The organism is Streptomyces sp. NPDC002054 (genome assembly GCF_040296685.1).
Classification (GTDB): domain Bacteria; phylum Actinomycetota; class Actinomycetes; order Streptomycetales; family Streptomycetaceae; genus Streptomyces.
The window spans coordinates 24,845-45,640 of the sequence record NZ_JBEOXT010000047.1; the positions used below are offsets into that span (position 1 = coordinate 24,845).

The following is a 20,796-nucleotide window of genomic DNA, read 5'->3' on the forward strand; positions in this document are numbered from 1 at the left end:
CCGTGCTGCCTCCGCCCACACCGGAGCAGACCGAGGCGTGGACGGCAGCCCGGCTGGCCCGGCAGGAGCTCCTCCGCCGTATCCCGTACATCGTGTTCAGCTTCGTCATGGACCAGCAGGTCATCGAGCGGCAGACCGGTGGGCCCGAGGTCACGCGCGAGCTGATCGACCACCTACTGGAGTGCGCGGCGCTGCCGAACGTCGACATCCAGATCGTGCCGACCGTCTGCCCCGATCACGCCGGCCTCGGCGGCCCCTTTCGCCTCCTCGAAACCGACGAGCACGAGTGGTTCGGCTACGCCGAAGGGCAACGCAACGGAAGGGTACTGACCCGCCCTCAGGACATCAGCGCGCTCCAGCAGCGGTATGCCAAACTTCGCATCCAGGCCCTCAATCCGGCGGACAGCGCCAGCCTGCTGATGCGATTGCGAGGAACGCTATGAGCACCGACTCCGGACTGCGGTGGTTCAAGAGCAGCTACAGCAGTGGCGAGGGCGACGACTGCGTCGAGGTCGCCTTGTCGTGGCACAAGTCCTCCTACAGCGGCAGTGAGGGCGACGACTGCGTCGAGGTCGGATTCCCCTGGCACAAGTCCTCCCACAGCGGCAGCCAGGGCGACAGCTGCGTAGAGGTCGCCGCCTGCTCCGACACCGTGCACGTCCGCGACTCCAAGGTCACCGCCGGCCCCGAGCTCGGTATGGCCCCCGCCGCCTGGGCGGCCTTCGTGACGGCGGTCGCCCGGGCATAGGCTGCCGCCCGACAGTCGGACACGGGGCGGGCAGGGCGGGACATGACACTGCGGGACGGCGATCCGCGGACGATCGGCGGGTATGTCCTGATCGACCGGCTCGGCTCGGGCGGCATGGGCACGGTGTACTCGGCGCGGGCCGCCTCCGGGCGGCTCGTCGCCGTGAAGCTGGTGCACCAGCAGTTCGCCGACGATCCGGAGTTCCGTACCCGGTTCCGGCAGGAGGTCGCGGCGGCCCGGCGGGTCAGCGGGGCCTTCACCGCCCCCGTCGTGGACGCCGACCCGGACGCGCCCCGCCCCTGGATGGCCACCCAGCTGGTGCCCGGCCGGACGCTGGGCTCCCGGGTGAAGGCGGACGGGCCGCTGACCGGTGCCGAGCTGCGGATGCTGGCCGTCGGGCTGGTGGAGGCGTTGCGCGAGCTGCACACCACCGGGGTGATCCACCGCGATCTGAAGCCGGACAACGTGCTGCTGACGGACGACGGGCCGCGGGTCATCGACTTCGGGATCTCGCGGGTCGGCGGGCAGCAGACGTTGACAGCGACCGGGCAGATCCTCGGGACGCCGCCGTTCATGTCCCCGGAGCAGTTGTCGGCTCCGCAGCGGGTTGCGCCGGCGTCGGACGTGTTCTCGCTCGGCTCGGTGCTGGTGTTCGCGATGACCGGGCGCGGGCCGTTCGATGCGGACTCGCACTACATGACGGCGTATCGGGTGGTCTCGGATCCGCCGGAGCTGGGCGGGCTGCCGGCCGGGGCGCTGCGCACGACCGTCGAGTGGTGCCTGGCCAAGGATCCCGCGGACCGGCCGCATCCGGATGAGCTGCTGGCAGCGTTCCGGGACGCGAAGGCCGCCGAGTGGGAGATCGAGGTCCCGGTATCGATACGGGACGTGGCGGCCGAGGCCACCGAGCCGAGCGGGCCGCCGACCGGGCCGGCCGGGTCCGGTGGCCGTACGGTGCGGTCGCGGTTCCCGCGGCTGCCGCGGCTGCGGCGGCGTACGGCGGTTGCCGCGGCCACTGCCGTCGCGCTGATCGCCGGGGCCGGGATCTACCTCGGCTTCTCCCAGGAGACCTCGTCCGGGTCCCACGGCGGGGACGGGCAGGAGCAGGTGTCCCCTTCCGACGACTCCTCCGAAGCGGAGCCCAAGAGCCGGCTGCCCGCGTACGCCGCCATGGCCGGCGGCAGCGCGGCCGGGACCGCCGCGTACGCCGACCCCACCGACCGCCGCCCCAAGGGCTGGGACGCCTGGGTCGGGGCGAAGGGGCTGGGGGACTGCGTGTACGCGGACTCGGCCGCCGCGCTGGTGTGTACGTCGACCAAGGCGACCATGCCGGTCAGCGCGTCCGGCAGCGGCATCGGCTCGGTGGTCCGGCTCGACGCGGCGACCGGGCAGGTGCAGTGGTCGGTGAAGGCCGATGTGCTGGACAGCGAGAGCCCGGCGGTGGTCGGGGATGCCGTGATCGTGCTGGGCTCCGGCGGCAAGGGGTTCCAGGCCTTCGACCTGGGTACGGGCAAGAGCCGGTGGTCGGTGCCGAACGCCACCGTGCTGCGGCGGCTGGTGGTGGACGGCGGGCGGGCGTACGGCGTGACCGCGGGCGGCACCGTGGTGGCGGTGGACACGGGCCGGGGCGTACGGCTGTGGTCGGTGGCCGCACCCAAATCGGACGACGGCTATCCGATGCTGCGGGCCGTGGAGGGGAAGGTGTACGTCCAGGGGCGGGGCCAGAACGCGGAGATGCAGTTCCACGCCTTCGTGACGACGCTGGACGGCGCGACGGGCCGCAGCGTCGGCCACTCGCCCCTGGCGGGCCCGTGCGAGACGCGCGGGCTGACGGTGGCGCCGGTCGCGGCGAAGCGGGTGTTCCTGTGCCATCGGGAGAACGGGTCGGGGGTGCTGCTCGGGGACCCGGAGAAGGGCGCGGCCTGGGACATCCCGTACGGCGGGAACGCGCTGTCGCCGCTGTCGGCGGCCGACGGGAAGGTCTACTTCATGGCCGCCTCGCTGAGCGGGGAGCCGGCGTTCACCGAGCTGAACCAGGACTCGGGCGGCAGCGAGTGGCGGGTGGCGCTGCCCGAGGTGTGTGCGGAGCCGGACCGGCCGGACAACGCGAACGCGGTGGTGGTGACGGACGGGCTGGCGTACGTCCGGTGCGGGGCGGAGGGGCGAGTGATCGACCTGGAGGCGCAGGAGGCGGTGCTGAAGTTCACCGTTCCGGTGCGGCCGGAGGGGCCGGCCGGGTTCTTGGTGGCGGGGGGCGTCGTCTTCGCCCCGTCGGAAACCGGCTGGGCTTCCCTGGACCCCCAGCCAATGTAGGGCCGAAGTAAGGTGACCCGTTGGTCTTGATCACTCAAGAGGAAAGAAAGACGGGGGCAAGGAAGTTGAATCGCATACGTAGGACGGTAGCGCTCGGTCTGGTGCTGTCCGCGGGTCTCGTGACCGGGTGCTCCGGAGGCGGGGACGCCGATCCCAAGGCCGGCGGCGGAGAGAAGGGGAAGGCCGCGGAGTCCGCGCCCGCGGCGCCGAAGGGCCCGGTCTACCAGGGCAAGCCGGTGCCCGGGCTGGCCGCGCAGCCGGCCTGGAGCCTGGCGGGCGACGACGCGGGGGCTTGCGTGGGCAAGGCGTCCGAGAAGGCGACGGGGGACGGCAGCATCTGCACGGTCGGGGACGCCATCATCCTCACCGGCTACGGCAACGGGCAGGTGGGCGCGCGCACCTTCACCGCCCGGCTCCTCGATGCCAAGAGCGGCCAGCTGCGCAAGAAGTTCGAGTTCCAGGTCCCCGAGAAGGACGGCGGGACCTCGTCCTCCTCGGCCACGCCCCTCGTCCAGGTGGGTGAGTGGCGGGACGGTTCGCCGGCCCTGCTGATCCGCAACCAGGTCGATACCCCGGCGAGCGGCCTGAAGAAGGCCTCCACCCAGACCCTGCTGACCATGTACGCGCCGTCCGGCGAGAAGCTGGGGAGCTCCTCCTTCGACGGGGACGAACACATGTCCACCCCGGTCCGTCACGGCTACCTCGTGGACGCCGGCAGCTCCGGCGGCGCCAAGTTCATCCCGATCGGTGACGGGGAGACCCTGACCACCGCGGCCTCGCACATCGATCTCAAGGGCGCGGTCGGCCCCGGTCTCGGCTACTACTCGCAGAAGGACATCTCCTACCAGCCCTGGGCCTGGTGGGTGACCGCCAAGGACGTCCGCACCGGCAACAAGGCGTGGAACACCAAGGACCTCACCCCGCCGGCCGCCATCGCCAAGCTGGTCACGCCGAATAAGGCAACCAGCGCGCGGCTGATGCCGTTCCGGGGTGACAAGGCCCTCCTCGAATGGTCCTCGTACGGGGATTCCGAAGCGATCATGACGCTGATCGACGTCAAGAGCGGCCGTCAGCTCGCCGAGGGGCCTGGCATCGACACCAACGGCACCATCGATGACGACGGCCTCGCCATCTCCCCGGACGGCAAGACCGCCGTGGTGCAGTACGGCAAGGGCGCGGTCGCCTGGAACACCGAGACCGGCAAGGAGCTGTGGCGCCAGGCGGCGGACGAGGTGAACATCATGCCGAGCGCCCTCCCGGGCAATGGCGTCCTCTACGCGCACGCGAACGGCAGCGGAGCCGCGCTGGACATCCGCGACAAGAAGCTGCTGGCCTCCGAAATCGAGGAGATGCCGCAGTTCACGGCGAACGGGTACGCCGTGATCCGCACGAGCGGGGGCGTCTTCATCTTCGCCACCCAGCCCGTCTAACAGGCCATGCCCCCGGTACGGGGGCCCGGCGGTCCCGGGTGCTGGTCAGCCGGGACCGCCGGGGGGCGCTAAGCCCCCGGCCCCGGCCAGAGGCCGTCTACCGTCAGCCCCAGCAAGGAAATGGCGTTGCCGCGGACTATGCGGGACACCTCTTCCGGCGGCAGGTGGCCCATCTGGGCTTCGCCCACCTCGCGGGACTTCGGCCAGGTCGAGTCCGAGTGCGGGTAGTCCGTCTCGTACAGGACGTTGCCCACCCCGATGGCGTCCAGGTTCTTCAGGCCGAACGCGTCGTCGAAGAAGCAGCCGTACACGTGCTCCGCGAACAGCTCCGACGGCGGGCGGTGGACCTTGTCCGCGACGCCGCCCCAGCCGCGGTTCTCCTCCCAGACCACGTCCGCGCGCTCCAGGATGTACGGGATCCAGCCGATCTGGCCCTCCGCGTACATGATCTTCAGGTTGGGGAAGCGCTCGAACTTGCCGCTCATCAGCCAGTCCACCATCGAGAAGCAGCAGTTGGCGAAGGTGATCGTAGAGCCCACCGCCGGCGGGGCGTCCGCCGAGGTGGACGGCATCCGGCTGGAGGAGCCGATGTGCATGGCGATGACCGTGCCGGTCTCGTCGCAGGCCGCCAGGAAGGGGTCCCACTCGTCGGTGTGGATCGAGGGCAGGCCCAGGTGCGGCGGGATCTCCGAGAAGGCGACCGCCCGGACCCCGCGGGCCGCATTGCGGCGGACCTCCGCCGCGGCCAGCTGCGCGTCCCACAGCGGGATCAGGGTGAGCGGGATCAGGCGGCCCTGCGCCGCCGGCCCGCACCACTCCTCCACCATCCAGTCGTTGTACGCGCGGACGCCCAGCAGCCCCAGCTCCCGGTCCTTGGCCTCGGTGAAGGTCTGGCCGCAGAACCGCGGGAAGGTCGGGAAGCACAGCGCCGACTGGACGTGGTTGACGTCCATGTCGGCGAGCCGGTCCGGGACGGAGAAGGAGCCCGGACGCATCTGCTCGTAGGTGATGACCTCGAGCCGGATCTCGTCCCGGTCGTAGCCGACGGCGGTGTCCAGCCGGGTCAGCGGCCGGTGCAGGTCCTCGTAGACCCACCAGTCGCCGATCGGGCCGTCATCGCCCTTCGCGCCCATGACCGGGGCGAACCTGCCGCCCAGGAAGGTCATTTCCTTGAGGGGTGCGCGCACGATGCGCGGGCCGATGTCGCGGTACTTCGACGGGAGCCGGTCCCGCCAGACGTGGGGCGGCTCCACCGTGTGGTCGTCCACCGAGATGATCTTCGGGAAGGTCTCCATGTCCTTCACGGTACCGTTGATCTGACGAACCGTCAGCTAGTTGGGACGTGCTCGGTACACAGCTGAGACCGGGCGGGCTGACGCGCCCGGCCCAAACAGGGCAGACTGACCGTTGCACTGGACAACTGCACGGCGACGCACAGCAATGCCCGGCACAGGGAGGGGGAGACACACGTGGAAGGCATACCTGCCATTCCGCACCAGCGCACCGACCCCGAGGGGGCCCACCCCGCCCCACCGGCCGGATCCCGCTTCTCCGTACTCGGGCCCATCCGCGCCTGGCGCGGAACCGAGCCTCTCGCCTCCGGAAGTCCCCAGCAACGCGCCCTGCTGGCCGCCCTGCTGCTGCGCGACGGCCGTACCGCCACCGCCCCCGAGCTGATCGACGCCATCTGGGGCGAGGACCCGCCGCCGCAGGCGCTGGCCACCATCCGGACGTACGCCTCCCGGCTCCGCAAGATCCTCGACCCCGGGACCCTGGTCAGCGAGTCCGGCGGGTACGCCATCCGGCTCGGCGACCCGGCCGGCCTCGACCTCGGGGTGGCCCGCAGCCTGGCCGCCGACGCCGAGGCCGCCCGCGGCTCCGGCGACCGCTCCATGGCCCGCACCCTGCTGGGCCGCGCCCTGGACCTGTGGGAGGGCGAGCCACTGGCCGGGGTGCCCGGCCCGCACGCCGAGACCGAGCGCACCCGGCTCGCCGAATGGCGGCTCCAGCTCCTGGAGACCCGGCTCGACCTGGACCTCGAAGTGGGCAGCCACGCCGAGGCCGTCTCCGAGCTGACCGCGCTCACCGCCGCCCACCCGCTCCGCGAACGGCTCCGCGAGCTGCTGATGCTCGCCCTCTACCGCAGCGGCCGGCAGGCCGAGGCCCTCGCCGTTTACGCCGACACCCGCCGGCTGCTCGCCGACGAACTCGGCGTCGACCCGCGCCCCGAACTCGCCGCCCTGCAACAGCGGATCCTGCGCGCCGACACCGAACTCGCCCAGACCGCCGAAGCCGCCCCGGCCGCCGCCCCCGCCCCCGTACGGCCCGCCCAGCTCCCGGCCACCGTGCCCGACTTCACCGGCCGGGCCGCCTTCGTCGACGAACTGTCCGAGGTGCTGGCGCACGCCGAGGGCCAGGTCATGGCCGTCTCCGCACTGGCCGGCATCGGCGGTGTCGGAAAGACCACCCTGGCCGTGCACGTGGCCCACGCCGCCCGCCCGCACTTCCCGGACGGCCAGCTCTACGTCGACCTCCAGGGCACCGAAGCCCGCCCGGCCGAACCGGTCGCCGTCCTCGGGGCGTTCCTGCGCGCCCTCGGCACCCCGGACACCGCCATCCCCGACTCCGCCGCCGAGCGGGCCGCGCTCTACCGCTCCACCCTCGACGGCCGCCGGGTGCTGGTGCTCCTCGACAACGCCCGGGACGCCGCCCAGGTCCGCCCGCTGCTGCCCGGCACAGCAGGTTGCGCGGCTCTGGTCACCAGCCGGGTCCGGATGGCCGGCCTCGCCGGGGCGCACCTCGTCGACCTCGACGTGATGTCCCCCGACGAGGCCCTCCAGCTGTTCACCCGGATCGTGGGCGAGGAGCGGGTCCGGGCGGAGCGGCAGGCCGCCCTGGACGTGGTCGGCGCCTGCGGGTTCCTGCCGCTGGCCATCCGGATCGCCGCCTCCCGGCTGGCCGCCCGGCGCACCTGGACGGTGTCCGTACTCGCCGCCAAGCTCGCCGACGAGCGGCGCCGACTGGACGAGCTCCAGGCCGGCGACCTCGCCGTGAAGGCCACCTTCGAGCTCGGCTACGGCCAGCTGGAACGCGCCCAGCAGCGGGCCTTCCGGCTGCTGGGGCTGGCCGACGGCCCGGACATCTCGCTCGCCGCTGCCGCCGCCGTCCTCGACCTGCCCGAGCACACCGCCGAGGACCTCCTGGAGGCCCTGGTCGACTGCTCCCTCCTGGAATCCGCCGCGCCCGGCCGCTACCGCTTCCACGACCTCGTACGGCTCTACGCGCGTGCCTGCGCCGAACGCGACGAGCAGCCCGCCGCCGAGCGGGACGCCGCGCTCTCCCGGCTGCTGGACTTCTACCTGGCCACCGCGGCCGGGGTGTACGCGCTCGAGCGGCCCGGCGACCGGCTGGTCGCCCACCTGGCGAAGACCAGCTACCCGGGCCTGGAGTTCACCGACCGGCACCCGGCCCTGGACTGGCTGTACACGGAGGCGAACCCGCTGCTGGCCTGCGTACGGCAGGCGGTCGCCCGGACCGACGGGGCGGCGGCGGCCGACCAGCTGCGGCGGGCCGTGGACCTGCTGTGGGCCGCCAAGGACCTCATGGAGTCCGGGGCCAACTCCAAGCAGTACGAGTCCGCCGCGGTCTCGCTGCGCGAGGCGGCGCAGGCCTCCGGCGACCCGCACGCCGAGGGCCGGGCCCGCACCACCCTGACCAGTGTGCACCTGGTCGTCGGCCGGTTCGCCGAGGCCGACGAGGAGGCCCGGCAGGCCACCCTGCTCGCCCGGGCGGCCGGGGACCCGCTGCCCAGCTGCTGGGCGCCCAACGACCGGGGCATCATCGCCCTCTCCGAAGGGCGGCACGCCGACGGCGAGCGCTACCTGCTGGAGGCCATCCGCAACTTCCGGGCCGACGGCAACAACGTCGGCGAGGCGAGTGCGCTGTGCAACCTGTCCCGGATCCAGGCGGCGCTGGGCCGGCTGCCCAGCGCCATCGAGCTGGCCGAACAGGGCATCGCCATCTACGACCGGATGGGCCTGACCCTGCGGCTGGCCAACGGGCGCTATGCGCTGGGCACCGTGCTGCTCCAAGGCGGCCGGCTCCGGGAGGCCCTGGACCAGCTGACCGAGGCGCTGTCGCTGTTCCACGACAACCGGCAGCCGCTCTGGGAGGGCATCACCCACTACCGGCTCGCCGAGACCCATCTGGCCGCCGGCCGGGCCACGCTGGCCGCCTCGCACGCCGAACAGGCCATCGCGCTGCGGGTGATGGGCGGCGAGTGGCGGCGGGCCTGTGTGGTAATGGTGCTGGGCCGGGCGCTGTGCCGGATGGGGCAGATCGACCGGGCGCGGGCCTGCTGGATGGACGCGAAGGTCGTCTTCGAGCAGCTGGGATCGGCCGAACTCGCGGAGGTCCGGGCCCTGCTGGCGTCCGAGGTGGCCGCCTGAGCGGAGTGCCGGCCGGTGCCGGCCGGTGCGCCCAGGGGGCGTTCATCGTTCGTTTATCGCCGTTGGACATGATGGATCCATCGACCCGCAGCGCCGGGGGGCCACCGGGTCGAACGGAAAACCCGTTCGGCGGTCCGCGGGGGAATCGCCGAACGGGACGGCCACATCCTTCAGGAGTAACGATGACGACGACTGAGAACGCGACGCCGGAGAACGGCGACATCATCCCGCTCGACAACCACGCGACGGGCGTCGAGATCAAGCCCCTCGACAGCCACGCCGACGGTGCCGGCACCGGCACTGGTACCGCTCCCGGTACCCCGGTCAAGGGCGAGGAGATCCAGACCCTGGACAACCACGCGACCGGCCCGCGGCCGTAACACACGCCCCGGTGCGCACGGGGGGAGCACCGGGCACGGGGGCACCGGGTACGGGGGAAGCACCACGGGGGAAGCACCACCACGGGGGAAGGCCCACGGGGGGATCACGGGGGACGTGGACCAACGGGGGGAACGGGGGAACGGCGGCTGCGGTGGCCCGGAGGGGGAGCCACCGCAGCCGCCGTCTGCGTGCGTCCGGCCGGGCGGCCTAGTGGCAGCGCAGGAGACCCTCGCACGAGCCGATTCCCCCGCTGAGGGTCGTACTGCTGTTCACGACGTAGTACCCGTCGGCAGACTTGTCACTCACCGGGATCACCATCAGCGTCTGGTCCGCCATCTTCTCGCCGAGGACCTTGACCACCTTGTCGTTGAGCAGCCCGAAGAAATTGTAGGAACTCAGGTTGCCGACATGGCAGATCCGGTAGACATGCGGTTCGGCCAGGCCGGACGAGTTCCGCCCGGTGACCTTGTACGCGGACTTGGCCCACGTGTCGGGGTTGCCGATCTTGCCCTGGAAGGTATCGAGGTCCTTCCTTGCCAGATCCACGATCTCCGTCATGTGGATGTGCAGCTGCTTGTGGCTCCGCTGGTGGGCCGAGTTGACCCCCAGTCCGTTGGCGCCCAGGTGTCCGCCGTACGACTCGACCCTGCGCCAGGCTGCATCCCAGTAGTTGTACGCGGTGCCGAGACAGATGTCCGGGCACTCGATCCCCTGGATGCGCAGTGTCGGGATCAGGAGCTCTCCGCGCACTCCCGCGGACACGATCCAGTCCTTGTCGAGCCTCCTGCAGTCCCGGGCCATGACCCAGAGGGTTTCCGGGTCCTCCTGCCTCCCGCAGAGATCAGGAGGACCCTGAATGGACTTCTTGTCGTCTTCATCTCCAGCCATACCGCACCTCCGTGGGGGGATGGGAACCGTGAAACACCCTGCCACCGCTCACCGGGCGGCGCATCCGCTGCCCCGGGGGAGGAGGCGTCCGGTTCGCCCTGGCTAGGCTGATGTCATGTTCGCTCCCATGGGTCCCAGCGTGCGTGAACTGGCCGTGCAGGCCATGTCGTCCATCGAGCAGGGCTACGACCTGCTCGCCCCGAAGTTCGACCACACCCCCTTCCGTACCCCCGACCGAATGCTCGACGCCGTCGAGGAGACCCTGGCCCAGGCCGAAGGGTCCTTCGGGGCCGGGCTGGACGTGTGCTGCGGCACCGGCGCCGCGCTGGGGATGCTGCGGCGGCTGTGCCGGGAGCGGGTCACCGGGGTGGACTTCAGTGCCGGAATGCTGGCGGAGGCCGAGCGCGTCCACGGCGGTCCTGCTGATGGCCCGGCGATGGACTTCGTACGGGCGGACGCGCGGGCGCTGCCGCCCGCGCTGGCGGCTTCGTACGACCTGGCGGTCAGCTTCGGGGCCTTCGGCCACTTCCTCCCGGCCGAGCGCCCCGCCCTGTTCCGCGGGGTGCACGGCGCGCTGCGGCCGGGCGGGGTCTTCGCCTTCCCGATCGGGGCACCGCTCCCGATGGCATCGCCGCTCTACTGGGCGTCGGCCGGCTTCGATGCGGTGATGCGGGTGCGGAACGCGGTCTGGCGGCCGACGTTCGTCATGTACTACCGGACCTTCCCGTTCGGCGGGGTCCGGGAGGACCTCCGGGAGGCCGGGTTCACGGTGGAGACCCTGCCACTCGCGCAGTTCGGGCGCCGCCCGGACGGCACCCCGAACTGGCGCCTGGTGCTGGCTCGCCGGACCTGAGACGTTTCATCCACGAAAGAGTGATATTGCCGGAATGTGACGTGGCTCGGACGCTCGCGCTGGGACGATAACCGTGTTCGGTGCGTCCGACCGCGACACCAAGGAGTCGTCGAAGCATGTCCAAGCCTGTTGTCAGCATCTGGGGCCCCCGTCCGGGGGCAAAGCCCGCAGCCAGGAAGACGGACCCCTGGGACACCCAGTGGGAGCTCCACAACGGGACCGCCTGGGTCTACCACAGCTCACCCGAGCAGATGGTCATCAGGCGGCCGGTGATCCTCTCCGACGGCTTCGCCATGGGGCCGAGCGACGGCCACGCGCTGTACGAGGGCCTGGAGAAGGGGGACTACCCGTTCATCTCCTCGCTGCGCCAGAGCGGCTTCGACGTTATCCTCCTGGGCTACGCCGACCGGTCCGCGTCCATCCTCGCCAACGCCGACGTCGCAATCGAGTGCATCCGCAGGGCGATCGCGGAGCGCGAAGGCGACCACATGCTGACGGTGGGCGGCTTCAGCATGGGAGGAATGGTCACCCGCTACGCCTTGGCCAAGCTGGAAAGCCAGAGCGAGGACCACCAGACCGCCACCTACCTCTCCTACGACACCCCGCATCACGGTGCGTGGCTGCCCATCGGAGTCCAGGCATTCGCCCACTTCGTGAAGGAACGCTGGGGCAAGACCAACCCGTTCCTCAGCCTCTACTCCGACCTGGTCAACAGCCCGGCCGCACGCCAGATGCTGCGCTGGCACGTCGAAACCGGCACCGAGATCACCCTCGACGTCGCCGCCGGCCAGGATCACGAACGGACCGCCTTCCTGGAAGCACTCCGGCGGGTGGGCAACTGGCCCCAGCGCCCCCGCCTGCTGGGTGTCGCCAACGGAACGGGCACCGGCGTCGGGAACCACATCCCCGCCGAGGACATCGCGATGGCCGCCCCCGGACCGAGGGCGAACGCCAAGCTGTACACCCAGGGCCGGGGGCAGCAGACCGTCGCCCAGATGGCGGAGGCGCGCCAGGCCCCGGTCTTGATCAAGACCAACGGCTTCCCCGAACTCGACGGCGCTCCCGGCGGCCTCTTCCCCAAGGCGCCTCTCCTGGACGACGCCGCCAACTTCGGCATGGCTGCCTTCCTGGCCGCGATGGTCAACGAGCGGCCGGCGGAACTCGCCCACAACGCCACCACCTTCGTCCCCACCATCAGCGCCGTGGCGTCGGGCGAGATCGACGACCACACCGCCCTCTACACCAAGGTCGACCGCGAGAGCAGCGAGCTCCACGACTTCCTCTGCGCGACCACCAACGAGGGCCACACCGTCATGACCCCGGAGCTCGGCAAGTGGATCCTGGCCCGGCTCGAGGAAGCGTAAGCATCGGCTGCACGCCGAACGCCTGTCGCTGACACACCGCCCGCACCCTAGCCGCAAGGCTCCTGGGTGCGGGCGGTGTTTTGCGTGCTCGCGTCCGAGCCGGCCTCGCCCGGCCGGGTCAGGTCCTCGGAGCGCGCGTCCAGGGCGTCGGGGGTGAAGGCGGTGAAGTTCACATAGCCGTGCGGGCTGCCGGTGGCGGTCTCGTAGAGCATGCCGACCTCACCGGAGGGCAGCAGGGTGAGGTCCGAATAGCCGGACCGTTCCGCCTTGATCACCGTGCCGCTGGTCGACCAGGTCTTCCCGCCGTCCGCCGAGGTCCGTACGGCCAGCCGCCAGCGGTCCGTGAACTTGCTGCCCGGACGCGAGGGCGCCGAGAACAGCAGCCGGCCCTTGGGGAGCTGGAGCAGCGAGCCGGACACCGGCGGGGCCACGATGTCCGTCACGGGCCGGAATCCCGGATCCGGGAAGAAGGGCGCCGCGACGTCCACGATGCGCGCGGCCAGCCGCTGCTTGTCCACGTCGCAGGTCCGGGTCGAGCGTGCGTTGACGTACAGGCTGCCGTCGGGGAGCTGGGCCAGCGTCGGCTCGGTCGGGGCCGCGGCGTCCTCCTCCGCCTCCCACTGGGCGCCGAGCTTCCAGCTCATCCCGGCGTCGTCGCTGTAGTAGAGCTGGGCGCCGGCCCAGCCCTGGGAGTCGCGGTGCTCGCCGGCGATCACCAGTCGGCCGGGGAGCATGTCCCGCCGGGCCAGCTGGATGCCGTGGCCGGGGCCGACCGAGAGCCACTCCCAGTCCTCCTTGATCAGCTGCGGCTGCGGGTTGTGGCCGTCGGTCCAGGTCCGGCCCTCGTCCCGGCTGTGCATCAGGTGCAGCGCGCGCGGGCCGCGCACCCTGATCTCCTTGGGCTCCTTGGAGTCCTTGGCGTCCTTGGCGTCCTTGGCGTCCTTCTTGTACTTCGGGTTGGGCTCCGTGGTCCAGGTGTTGAAGGCGTACATCACGCTGATCAGGCCCGAGTCGGCATCGACCACCGGCACCGGGTTGCCATAGCCGTCGCGGTTGCCCCGGCCGCCGCCGCGCAGCACCTGCATCGGCTCCCAGGTCCGCCCGTTGTCGAAGGACCGCTTGAGGACCAGGTCGATGTCGCCGACATCGCCGCAGCCGTCCAGGCGTGCCTCGGCGAGGGCCAGCAGCGCGCCCTGCTTCGTGGCGACCAGGGTGGGGATGCGGTAGCAGTCGTATCCGTCGGTGAACGCCTTGAAGGGCGTGGACACGACCGATTCCGGCCCCGGCCCCTTGGGGCGGGGGTCCGCCTTTCCGCCCCCGCCGCCGGGCAGCAGCAGGACGGTCACGACGGCGATCACCGCCAGGGCGACGACGGCCACCCAGACCGGGGTCTCCCAGCGGAATCGAACGGCTGACTGTTGCGAGCTCACGCGTGCAGGCTAGCCTGCGGCGCGATCACGCCGGTCCGGGCGGGCCCCGGGGCCGGTCGGACCCCGGGGCGCTGCCAGGTCCGGACAGGGGCTAACGCCGGGCGCGGAGCGCTGTTTTCAGGACTTTGCCGCTTGCGTTGCGCGGGAGTTCGGATACGAATTCCACGGCGCGCGGGACTTTGTAGTTGGCCATTTCGCGCCGGGACCAGGCGATCAGGTCGTCCGAGGTGAGGGTGGAGCCGGGGCGGCGGACGGCGTAAGCCTTGCCGACCTCGCCGAGGCGGGGGTCGGGGATGCCCACCACCGCGACGTCCGCGATGTCCGGGTGCAGGCCGAGGAGCTGTTCGATCTCGGCCGGGTAGGCGTTGAACCCCCCGACGATGAACATGTCCTTGATCCGGTCGGTGATCCGGAGGTTGCCGGCCGCGTCCAGGACGCCGATGTCGCCGGTGCGCAGCCAGCCCTCGGGGGTGATGGCCCGGGCCGTCTCCTCCGGGTCCTCGTGGTAGCCGCGCATGACGTGGTGGCCGCGGACCTGGACCTCGCCGGCCTCGCCGGGGGCGAGGGTCTCCCCCGCCGGGCCGGTGACCCGTACCTCGGTGTCCGGGATGGCCCGGCCGGAGGTGGCCGAGACGGTTTCGGCGGGGTCGCCGCGGCGGCACATGGTGACGATCCCGCTGGCCTCCGACAGGCCGTACGCCGTCAGCACGGTCGCGATCTTCAGTTCGGCGCGCAGCCGCTCCACCAGTTGCAGCGGCACCACGGCAGCCCCGGTGACCACCAGCCGCAGCGCGGAGAGGTCGTGGTGGTCGCGGGACGGGTGGTCGAGGAGGGACTGGTGGAGGGTGGGCGGTCCGGGGAGTACGGAGATCCGCTCGGCGGCGATGTTGGCGAGGACGGTGTCCACGTTGAACACCGGCTGCGGAACCATGGTGGCCCCGCGCATCAGGCAGGCGATGATGCCGGCCTTGTAGCCGAAGGTGTGGAAGAAGGGGTTCACGATCAGGTAGCGGTCGCCCTCGCGCAGGCCGGCGAGCTCGCTCCACACCTGGTAGCAGCGGAGGGTCTGGGCGTGGGTGATGACCGCGCCCTTGGGGCTGCCGGTGGTGCCGGAGGTGTAGATGATGTCGGAGGGGTCCTCGGGGCGGATGGTGGCGGCCCGCTCGTGCACGGCCGCGGCCGGTACGGCGTCGCCGCCGGCCAGGAACTGCTTCCAGGTGCGGAAGGACTCCGGGGCGTCCTCGGCGAGGACCACCACCTCCTGCAGGTGCGGCAGACCGGGCAGCGGGCCGGTGCCGCCCGGCCCTTCGGCGGCGGCCCGGCGCAGGGAGGCGACGTAGGAGGTGCCGAGGAAGGTGCCGGTGACGAAGAGGAGCCGGGCGCGGCTGCGGTGCAGGACGTGGGCGGCCTCCGTGCCCTTGAAGCGGGTGTTGAGCGGGACCAGGACGGCTCCGGCGCTCACCGCGCCGAGGGCGGAGACGATCCAGTCGAGGGTGTTGGGGGCCCAGACGGCCACCCGGTCCCCGCGCTCGATCCCGGCGGCTATGCAGGCCGCCGCGGCGCGTTCGACGCGCTCGCCGAGGCCGGCGTAGTCGATCCTGACGCGGCCGTCGACGACGGCCTCGTGTCGCGCGTACGCTGCTGCCGCCGCGCGGACCAGTCCCGGAATGCTGCCCCAGCGCAGATCGCCGCGTCCGTCTTCGCCCATCGCGTGCCCCTCCCCGGTGACCCAGTAGCTGACTATCCGTCAGATTAGCTGTAGCCTTCGCGGCTGTCAGCACTGGCGCACGCACCCCGGAGGTGGCGATGGCGGCAACGCTCAAGGACGCGACGGCGATCGTCGGGATCGGCCAGACCCCCTTTGCCAAACAACTGCCGCAGAGCGAAAAGGAATTGGCCTGCCGGGCGATTCTCGCCGCGCTGGAGGACGCCGGCATCGCCCCGTCGGAGGTGGACGCCTTCTCCTCCTACACCATGGAAGAGACCGACGAGGTCGAGGTCGCCAAGGCCATCGGCGCCGGCGACGTCACCTTCTTCTCCAAGATCGGCTACGGCGGGGGCGGTTCCTGCGCGACCGTCGGCCACCTGGCCGCCGCCGTGGCCACCGGCCAGGCCACGGTCGGCGTCGCCTGGCGCTCCCGCAAACGCGGCAGCGGGCCGCGCCCGTGGAAGAACACCGCCGTACAACTGCCCACCCCCGGCCAGTGGACCCGGCCCTTCGGGCTGCTCCGCCCGGCCGACGAGATCGGCATGCTGGCCCGCCGCTACATGCACGAGTACGGCGCCACCCGCGACCATCTCTTCAACGTGGCCCTGGCCTGCCGCAACCGGGCCAACCAGAACCCGGCCGCGATGATGTACGAACGGCCGCTGACCCGCGAGATGTACATGACCTCCCGCTGGATCAGCGAACCGCTCTGCCTCTTCGACAACTGCCTCGAGACCGACGGCGCGCTGGCGTGCGTGATCGTGAGCGCCGAGCGGGCCCGGGACTGCCGGCAGAAGCCCGTCTACATCCACTCCGCCGCCCAGGGCCTGCCCGCCCAGCACCACGGCATGGTCAACTACTGGAACGAGGACCCACTGTCCGGGCCCGCCTGGACCGCCGCCCGCCACCTGTGGAAGCAGGCCGACTTCGGGCCGCAGGACGTGGACGTGGCCCAGATCTACGACGCCTTCACCCCGCTGATCCCGCTCTCCCTGGAGGGCTACGGCTTCTGCGGGCGCGGCGAGGGCGCCGCCTTCACCGAGGGCGGCGCCCTGGAGATCGGCGGCCGGCTCCCCCTCAACACCGGCGGCGGCGGCCTCTCCGAGGCGTACGTCCACGGCTTCAACCTGATCAACGAGGGGGTCAAGCAGCTGCGCGGGACCTCCACCGCGCAGGTCCCGGACGCGGCGACCTGCCTGGTCACGGCCGGCGAGGGCGTCCCGACCTCCGCGATCCTTCTCCGAGCCTGAGGAGCAACGACGTGAACGCAACGGTGACCGATGAGGGTCTGCTGCTGCCCGTCCCGGACGAGGACGGCCTCCCCTTCTGGGAGTACACCGCCCGCGGCGAACTCCGCGTCCAGGCCTGCACCGCCTGCGGCCGGCTCCGCTTCCCGCCCCGCCCCTGCTGCCCGCACTGCCAGTCCTTCGACTCCGCCTGGCGGCAGATGAGCGGGCGCGGCCGGATCTGGTCGTACGTACAGCCGCACCCGCCGCTGCTGCCCGCGTACGCGGCCCTGGCCCCGTACAACGTGATCCTGGTGGAACTCGCCGAAGCCCCGCAGATCCGGCTGGCGGGCAACCTGGTCGCCTCGGCGGACGCCCCGCTGGACTCGGTGGACCCGGCGAGGCTGCGGATCGGGGCGAAGGTGCAGGTCACCTTCGCGGAGGTGGGCGGGATGAGTGTGCCGCGCTGGTTGCTGGAGAAGTCATGAGCCCCACGAGCCTCACGGTGGACCGGGACAAGGCGACCGGGGTCGCCGTCCTCACCCTGGACCGGGAGGCCCGGCACAACGCAGTCGACCTGGCCACGGCGGCCGACCTGGCCGCGGTGTGGCGGGAGTTCCGCTACGACGACACGGTCCGGGCGGTGGTGCTCACCGGGGCCGGGACGGCCGCGTTCTGCACCGGCGTCGACCGGGGCGTGGAGGTGCCGCAGCCGGCCTCCCCGTACTCGGTCGACGATCCACTGGTCTCCATCGGCCCGAAGGCCAACGACCTGTGGAAACCGGTGGTGGCGGCGGTCAACGGGATGGCCTGCGGCGGCGCCTTCTACCTGCTCGGCGAGTCGGAGTTCATCGTCGCCTCCGCCACCGCGACGTTCTTCGACCCGCACACCAGCTACGGCATGGTCAGCGCCTACGAGGCGGTCTACATGGCGCAGCGGATGCCGTTCGGGGAGGCGGCCCGGATGTCCCTGATGGGGACGGCGGAACGGCTGTCGGCGCGGCGCGCGTACGAGATCGGGCTGGTGTCGGAGCTCGCCGAGCCGGCCGAGCTGCTGCCGGCCACCCTGCGCACGGCCGAGACCCTGGCCGGCTTCCCGACCGAGGCGGTACAGGGCACGGTGCGGTCACTCTGGTCGGCGAAGCAGGCCGCACTCCAGCAGGCCTTGGCGCAGGCCCCGCACCTGGTCACGCTGGGGAACCTGGCGCCGGAGCGGCAGGCGGAGCTGTTCGCCGCGCGGCGGCCGGGGCGGGAGTTCCGACTGCGCTGATCAGCGCGTGCGGCGGGTCTTCCCGTTCCTGGACGTGGACGTGGACTTGGACGGGTCCTTGGTGTTGGTGGTGGACGGCAGGCCGGGCTTCGGCCGGGACGTCGGCCGGGCGGTCGGATCGGTGACGGTGCGGACCTCACCGACCCGGCAGGTCCCGACCTCACCGGCCCGGGCCGGGGCGGCCATGTCGATGTCGAAGGTACGGCTCTCCCGCCCGCCCAGCGTGACCCGGCCGCGGCCCTCCTCGACGAGGGCGGCGCCGGCGCCGGCGCCCTCCAGGCGCACCGACACCTCGAAGGTCCGCCGGTGCTCCAGCCCGGAGGTGATACGGACGGTGGTAACGGGGCGGGCGGCGGTCGCGCAGACGGTCACCACGGCTGTGGCGCCCTCCGCGGTGCCGGCAGTGGAGGTGGGGGTGGGGGTCGCCGTCGGGCTGCCGCCGTTGCGACCGGCGCTGGTCCCGGTGCGACTCTTGCTCTTGCTCTTTCTCTTGCTCTTGGAGCCGGCGCACCCGCCGACCGTGAGTGCGAGGACCACGGCGACCAGCAGGGCCGTGAGCTTGATCCGCTGCCCGAACATGTCCGGAGACGCTACCAGCAGCGGCGGACGTGCGGGGGCCGCAGGCCGGGAGTAGCGTGTGGATCACGGCGGCCGCCGTCCTGACCCCTTCCGTGCCTGGTGCGACGGCCGTCACGGGTGCGGGTACGGGACCGCGACCACCTGGACGTCGTCCTCGTAGACGATCCGCCCCGGATCACAGGACTCGACGCGCTCGCAGGGCACCCCGTGCGCGGCCAGGAGCTCCAGATAGCCCGGCACCCGCTCGATCAGGTGCACGGCCGTGGTCTTGAACCAGGCCACCGCGCCCGGGTTCCGCTCCGGGTCGTAGACGGCCGGGTCGGTGTCGGAGGGGTTGGGGTAGTGGGCGTCGTACCAGTCGTTGGCCGCCCGCCAGAACCGGTACTGGCCTTCGCTGAGCCGGCCATCCCGGGCGAGGCCGTTGGCCAGGGCGAAGACCCCCGGAAAGTGCCCGCGCGGGCTGCGGACGGTCCCCTGGAACCTCACGTACGTGTAAGTCACCACCGCCAGGACCCTAGACGGCGGCGGCCCCCACCCGGAACAGGGTGGGGGCCGCCGCAGGCTCAAGCTCGGGCTCAGACGGTGCCGGAGGCGTCGATCTTGATCTCGGCCGAGGTACGGCCGGAGGGGGTGCCGAGGCCCTCGATCTTCTTGACCAGGTCCTGGCCCTCGACGACCTCGCCGAAGACGACGTGCTTGCCGTCCAGCCAGTCGGTCACGATGGTGGTGATGAAGAACTGCGAGCCGTTGGTGTTCTTGCCGGCGTTCGCCATCGACAGCAGGAACGGGCGGTCGTGCTTCAGCTGGAAGTTCTCGTCGGCGAACTTCTCGCCGTAGATGCTCTTGCCACCGGTGCCGTTGTGGTTGGTGAAGTCACCGCCCTGCAGCATGAACTGCGGGATCACACGGTGGAAGCCGGAACCGGCGTAGCCGAAGCCGTTCTGGCCGGTGGCCAGCTCGCGGAAGTTCTGGGCGGTCTTCGGGACGACGTCATCGAAGAGCTTGAAGACGATTCGGCCGGCGGCCTCGCCGTTGATGGTGATGTCGAAGTAGACGTTTTCGTTGCTCATGGGTCCCATCCTGTCACTCCCGGTGCGATGCACGCCCCGGCGGGGCCGATCCCTCGTTCGGGTGGCCCTCACGCATATGCCAAAAGCACCTGCCGCAGCTGCTCTAGCGTCCCGGGCATGGTCACTTCGCATCACGAAGCCGCCCACCGGATCTTCCAGGACCGTCCGGAGCTCCTGGCCCCGGTGTTCCGGATCCTGGGCGTGCCACTGCCTGCCAAGGCGGTGGTGGAGGTGCTCACCGCCGACGTGACGGAGATCCGCCCGCTGGAGCGGCGGGTCGACAGCGTCCTGCGGATCGAGCCGTCCGACGGCGAGGGCGGCTTCCTGCTCGCCATCGAGGCGCAGGGGCGGCGCGATCCCGACAAAGCGGCGAGCTGGGCTTACTACCTGTCCTACCTCACGGCAAAGTACGAACGCCCGGCCCTCCTGCTCGTCATCTGCCAGGACCGGGCCACGGCGGGGTGGGCGGCGGGGCCCTTCTGCCTCGGCCTGGACGGGTGGACGGCGCTGGAGCTGCATCCCCTGGTCCTGGGGCCGGGCAATGTACCGGTCATCACCGACCCGGAGGAGGCCGCCCGGGACCTGCCGCTGGCGGCCTTCTCGGCCATGACGCATGGCCGCGACCGGAACGCTCCGGCCATACTGAAAGCGCTGGCACGTGCCCTCGGGACGCTGGAAGCCGACTCGGTCACGTACTACTCGGAACTGCTGGAAATCGGCCTCGGACACACTCCGGCGAGAGACACCTGGAGGAACCTGATGAACGTAGGGACCTACTTCCCCGGCCGCGGGACGCTCGTCGAGGAGACGTATCTCAAGGGCAAGGCCGAAGGAATGGCCGAGGGGAAGGCCGAGGGAAAGGCCATAGGGCGTGCCGAGGGCCTGGCCGAAGGGCGGGTCGCGGAGCGGGCGCAGTTGGTGTTGCTGACCTTGGAGAACCGGCGGATTCCCACGCTCGCCGAGACCCGGGAGCGGGTCACCTCCTGCACCGATCCGGAGACCCTCGGCCGGTGGCTGGAGCGGGCGCTCAGCGTGACCGACGCCGAGGACCTGTTCCGCGAAGACAGCTGACCTGCGCCGCTGCCCGC

At 71.5% G+C, this 20,796-nt stretch carries 19 protein-coding genes; 12 read left to right on the forward strand and 7 right to left on the reverse strand.

Going from position 1 to position 20,796, the window contains the following annotated elements; translation table 11 throughout:
• The 4 genes from ABT123_RS32555 to ABT123_RS32570 form a co-directional block, all read left to right on the forward strand.
• Positions 1 to 443 (forward strand): DUF5753 domain-containing protein (locus tag ABT123_RS32555; protein WP_351321311.1); only part of this gene is annotated, 443 nt, incomplete at its 5' end.
• Positions 440 to 748, forward strand: a complete 309-nt coding sequence (locus tag ABT123_RS32560; RefSeq protein ID WP_351321313.1) for a DUF397 domain-containing protein — start codon at positions 440 to 442, stop codon at positions 746 to 748. The genes ABT123_RS32555 and ABT123_RS32560, both read left to right, overlap by 4 nt.
• Positions 749 to 790: 42 nt before the next feature.
• Positions 791 to 3,061 carry a protein kinase domain-containing protein gene (locus tag ABT123_RS32565; protein WP_351321315.1) on the forward strand — a complete coding sequence of 757 codons (2,271 nt, stop codon included), beginning with the start codon at positions 791 to 793 and terminating at the stop codon, positions 3,059 to 3,061.
• 65 nt (positions 3,062 to 3,126) lie between these two features.
• Positions 3,127 to 4,491 (forward strand): outer membrane protein assembly factor BamB family protein, encoded by a 1,365-nt coding sequence (locus ABT123_RS32570; RefSeq protein WP_351321317.1) that lies wholly within the window; start codon positions 3,127 to 3,129, stop codon positions 4,489 to 4,491.
• Positions 4,492 to 4,559: 68 nt separating this feature from the next.
• On the opposite strand, the gene ABT123_RS32575 is transcribed toward ABT123_RS32570, so the two are convergent.
• A complete protein-coding gene (locus tag ABT123_RS32575) occupies positions 4,560 to 5,786 on the reverse strand; it encodes an amidohydrolase family protein (RefSeq protein ID WP_351321319.1) in 1,227 nt (408 codons plus the stop codon).
• Between the two features lie 174 nt (positions 5,787 to 5,960).
• Here ABT123_RS32575 and afsR point away from each other — a divergent pair, with 174 nt between their 5' ends.
• Entirely contained in the window at positions 5,961 to 8,939 is a 2,979-nt protein-coding gene (gene afsR / locus ABT123_RS32580) for an SARP-family global regulator AfsR (RefSeq protein WP_502971120.1), read from the forward strand.
• A 182-nt stretch (positions 8,940 to 9,121) separates the two neighbouring features.
• Positions 9,122 to 9,319: a hypothetical protein gene (locus ABT123_RS32585; protein WP_351321322.1), complete on the forward strand. Its 198-nt coding sequence runs from the start codon at positions 9,122 to 9,124 to the stop codon at positions 9,317 to 9,319.
• 208 nt (positions 9,320 to 9,527) lie between these two features.
• Here the strand turns inward: ABT123_RS32585 and ABT123_RS32590 are convergent, their stop codons facing one another.
• Complete coding sequence (locus ABT123_RS32590; protein WP_351321324.1) at positions 9,528 to 10,208, reverse strand: CDP-diacylglycerol diphosphatase; 681 nt, start codon at positions 10,206 to 10,208, stop codon at positions 9,528 to 9,530.
• Positions 10,209 to 10,323: 115 nt separating this feature from the next.
• On the opposite strand from ABT123_RS32590, the gene ABT123_RS32595 reads away from it, so the two are divergent.
• Complete coding sequence (locus ABT123_RS32595) at positions 10,324 to 11,061, forward strand: class I SAM-dependent methyltransferase (RefSeq protein WP_351321326.1); 738 nt, start codon at positions 10,324 to 10,326, stop codon at positions 11,059 to 11,061.
• A gap of 116 nt (positions 11,062 to 11,177) precedes the next feature.
• Positions 11,178 to 12,425 carry an esterase/lipase family protein gene (locus ABT123_RS32600; protein ID WP_351321328.1) on the forward strand — a complete coding sequence of 416 codons (1,248 nt, stop codon included), beginning with the start codon at positions 11,178 to 11,180 and terminating at the stop codon, positions 12,423 to 12,425.
• Between the two features lie 47 nt (positions 12,426 to 12,472).
• On the opposite strand, the gene ABT123_RS32605 is transcribed toward ABT123_RS32600, so the two are convergent.
• Positions 12,473 to 13,855 (reverse strand): sialidase family protein, encoded by a 1,383-nt coding sequence (locus ABT123_RS32605; protein ID WP_351321330.1) that lies wholly within the window; start codon positions 13,853 to 13,855, stop codon positions 12,473 to 12,475.
• Between the two features lie 91 nt (positions 13,856 to 13,946).
• Positions 13,947 to 15,563 (reverse strand): FadD3 family acyl-CoA ligase, encoded by a 1,617-nt coding sequence (locus ABT123_RS32610; protein ID WP_351321332.1) that lies wholly within the window; start codon positions 15,561 to 15,563, stop codon positions 13,947 to 13,949.
• A 98-nt stretch (positions 15,564 to 15,661) separates the two neighbouring features.
• On the opposite strand from ABT123_RS32610, the gene ABT123_RS32615 reads away from it, so the two are divergent.
• The 3 genes from ABT123_RS32615 to ABT123_RS32625 are packed head-to-tail and all read left to right on the forward strand — an operon-like array spanning position 15,662 to position 18,059.
• Positions 15,662 to 16,813 (forward strand): lipid-transfer protein, encoded by a 1,152-nt coding sequence (locus ABT123_RS32615; RefSeq protein WP_351321334.1) that lies wholly within the window; start codon positions 15,662 to 15,664, stop codon positions 16,811 to 16,813.
• A gap of 38 nt (positions 16,814 to 16,851) precedes the next feature.
• On the forward strand, positions 16,852 to 17,277 hold the full coding sequence (locus ABT123_RS32620) for a Zn-ribbon domain-containing OB-fold protein (protein ID WP_351321370.1): 426 nt from the start codon (positions 16,852 to 16,854) through the stop codon (positions 17,275 to 17,277).
• Entirely contained in the window at positions 17,274 to 18,059 is a 786-nt protein-coding gene (locus ABT123_RS32625; RefSeq protein ID WP_351321336.1) for an enoyl-CoA hydratase/isomerase family protein, read from the forward strand. Before ABT123_RS32620 ends, ABT123_RS32625 begins: the two co-directional genes overlap by 4 nt.
• Here ABT123_RS32625 and ABT123_RS32630 read toward each other — a convergent pair whose 3' ends face one another.
• The 3 genes from ABT123_RS32630 to ABT123_RS32640 form a co-directional block, all read right to left on the reverse strand.
• Positions 18,060 to 18,638 carry a hypothetical protein gene (locus tag ABT123_RS32630; protein WP_351321338.1) on the reverse strand — a complete coding sequence of 193 codons (579 nt, stop codon included), beginning with the start codon at positions 18,636 to 18,638 and terminating at the stop codon, positions 18,060 to 18,062. It abuts the gene before it with no gap.
• A gap of 111 nt (positions 18,639 to 18,749) precedes the next feature.
• Positions 18,750 to 19,142, reverse strand: coding sequence for a hypothetical protein (locus ABT123_RS32635; RefSeq protein ID WP_351321340.1), 393 nt, complete (start codon positions 19,140 to 19,142; stop codon positions 18,750 to 18,752).
• A 71-nt stretch (positions 19,143 to 19,213) separates the two neighbouring features.
• On the reverse strand, positions 19,214 to 19,717 hold the full coding sequence (locus ABT123_RS32640; protein WP_502971121.1) for a peptidylprolyl isomerase: 504 nt from the start codon (positions 19,715 to 19,717) through the stop codon (positions 19,214 to 19,216).
• 108 nt (positions 19,718 to 19,825) lie between these two features.
• Between ABT123_RS32640 and ABT123_RS32645 the strand changes: the two genes are divergently transcribed.
• Positions 19,826 to 20,779, forward strand: coding sequence for an RpnC/YadD family protein (locus ABT123_RS32645; RefSeq protein WP_351321344.1), 954 nt, complete (start codon positions 19,826 to 19,828; stop codon positions 20,777 to 20,779).
• Positions 20,780 to 20,796 lie beyond the last annotated feature (17 nt).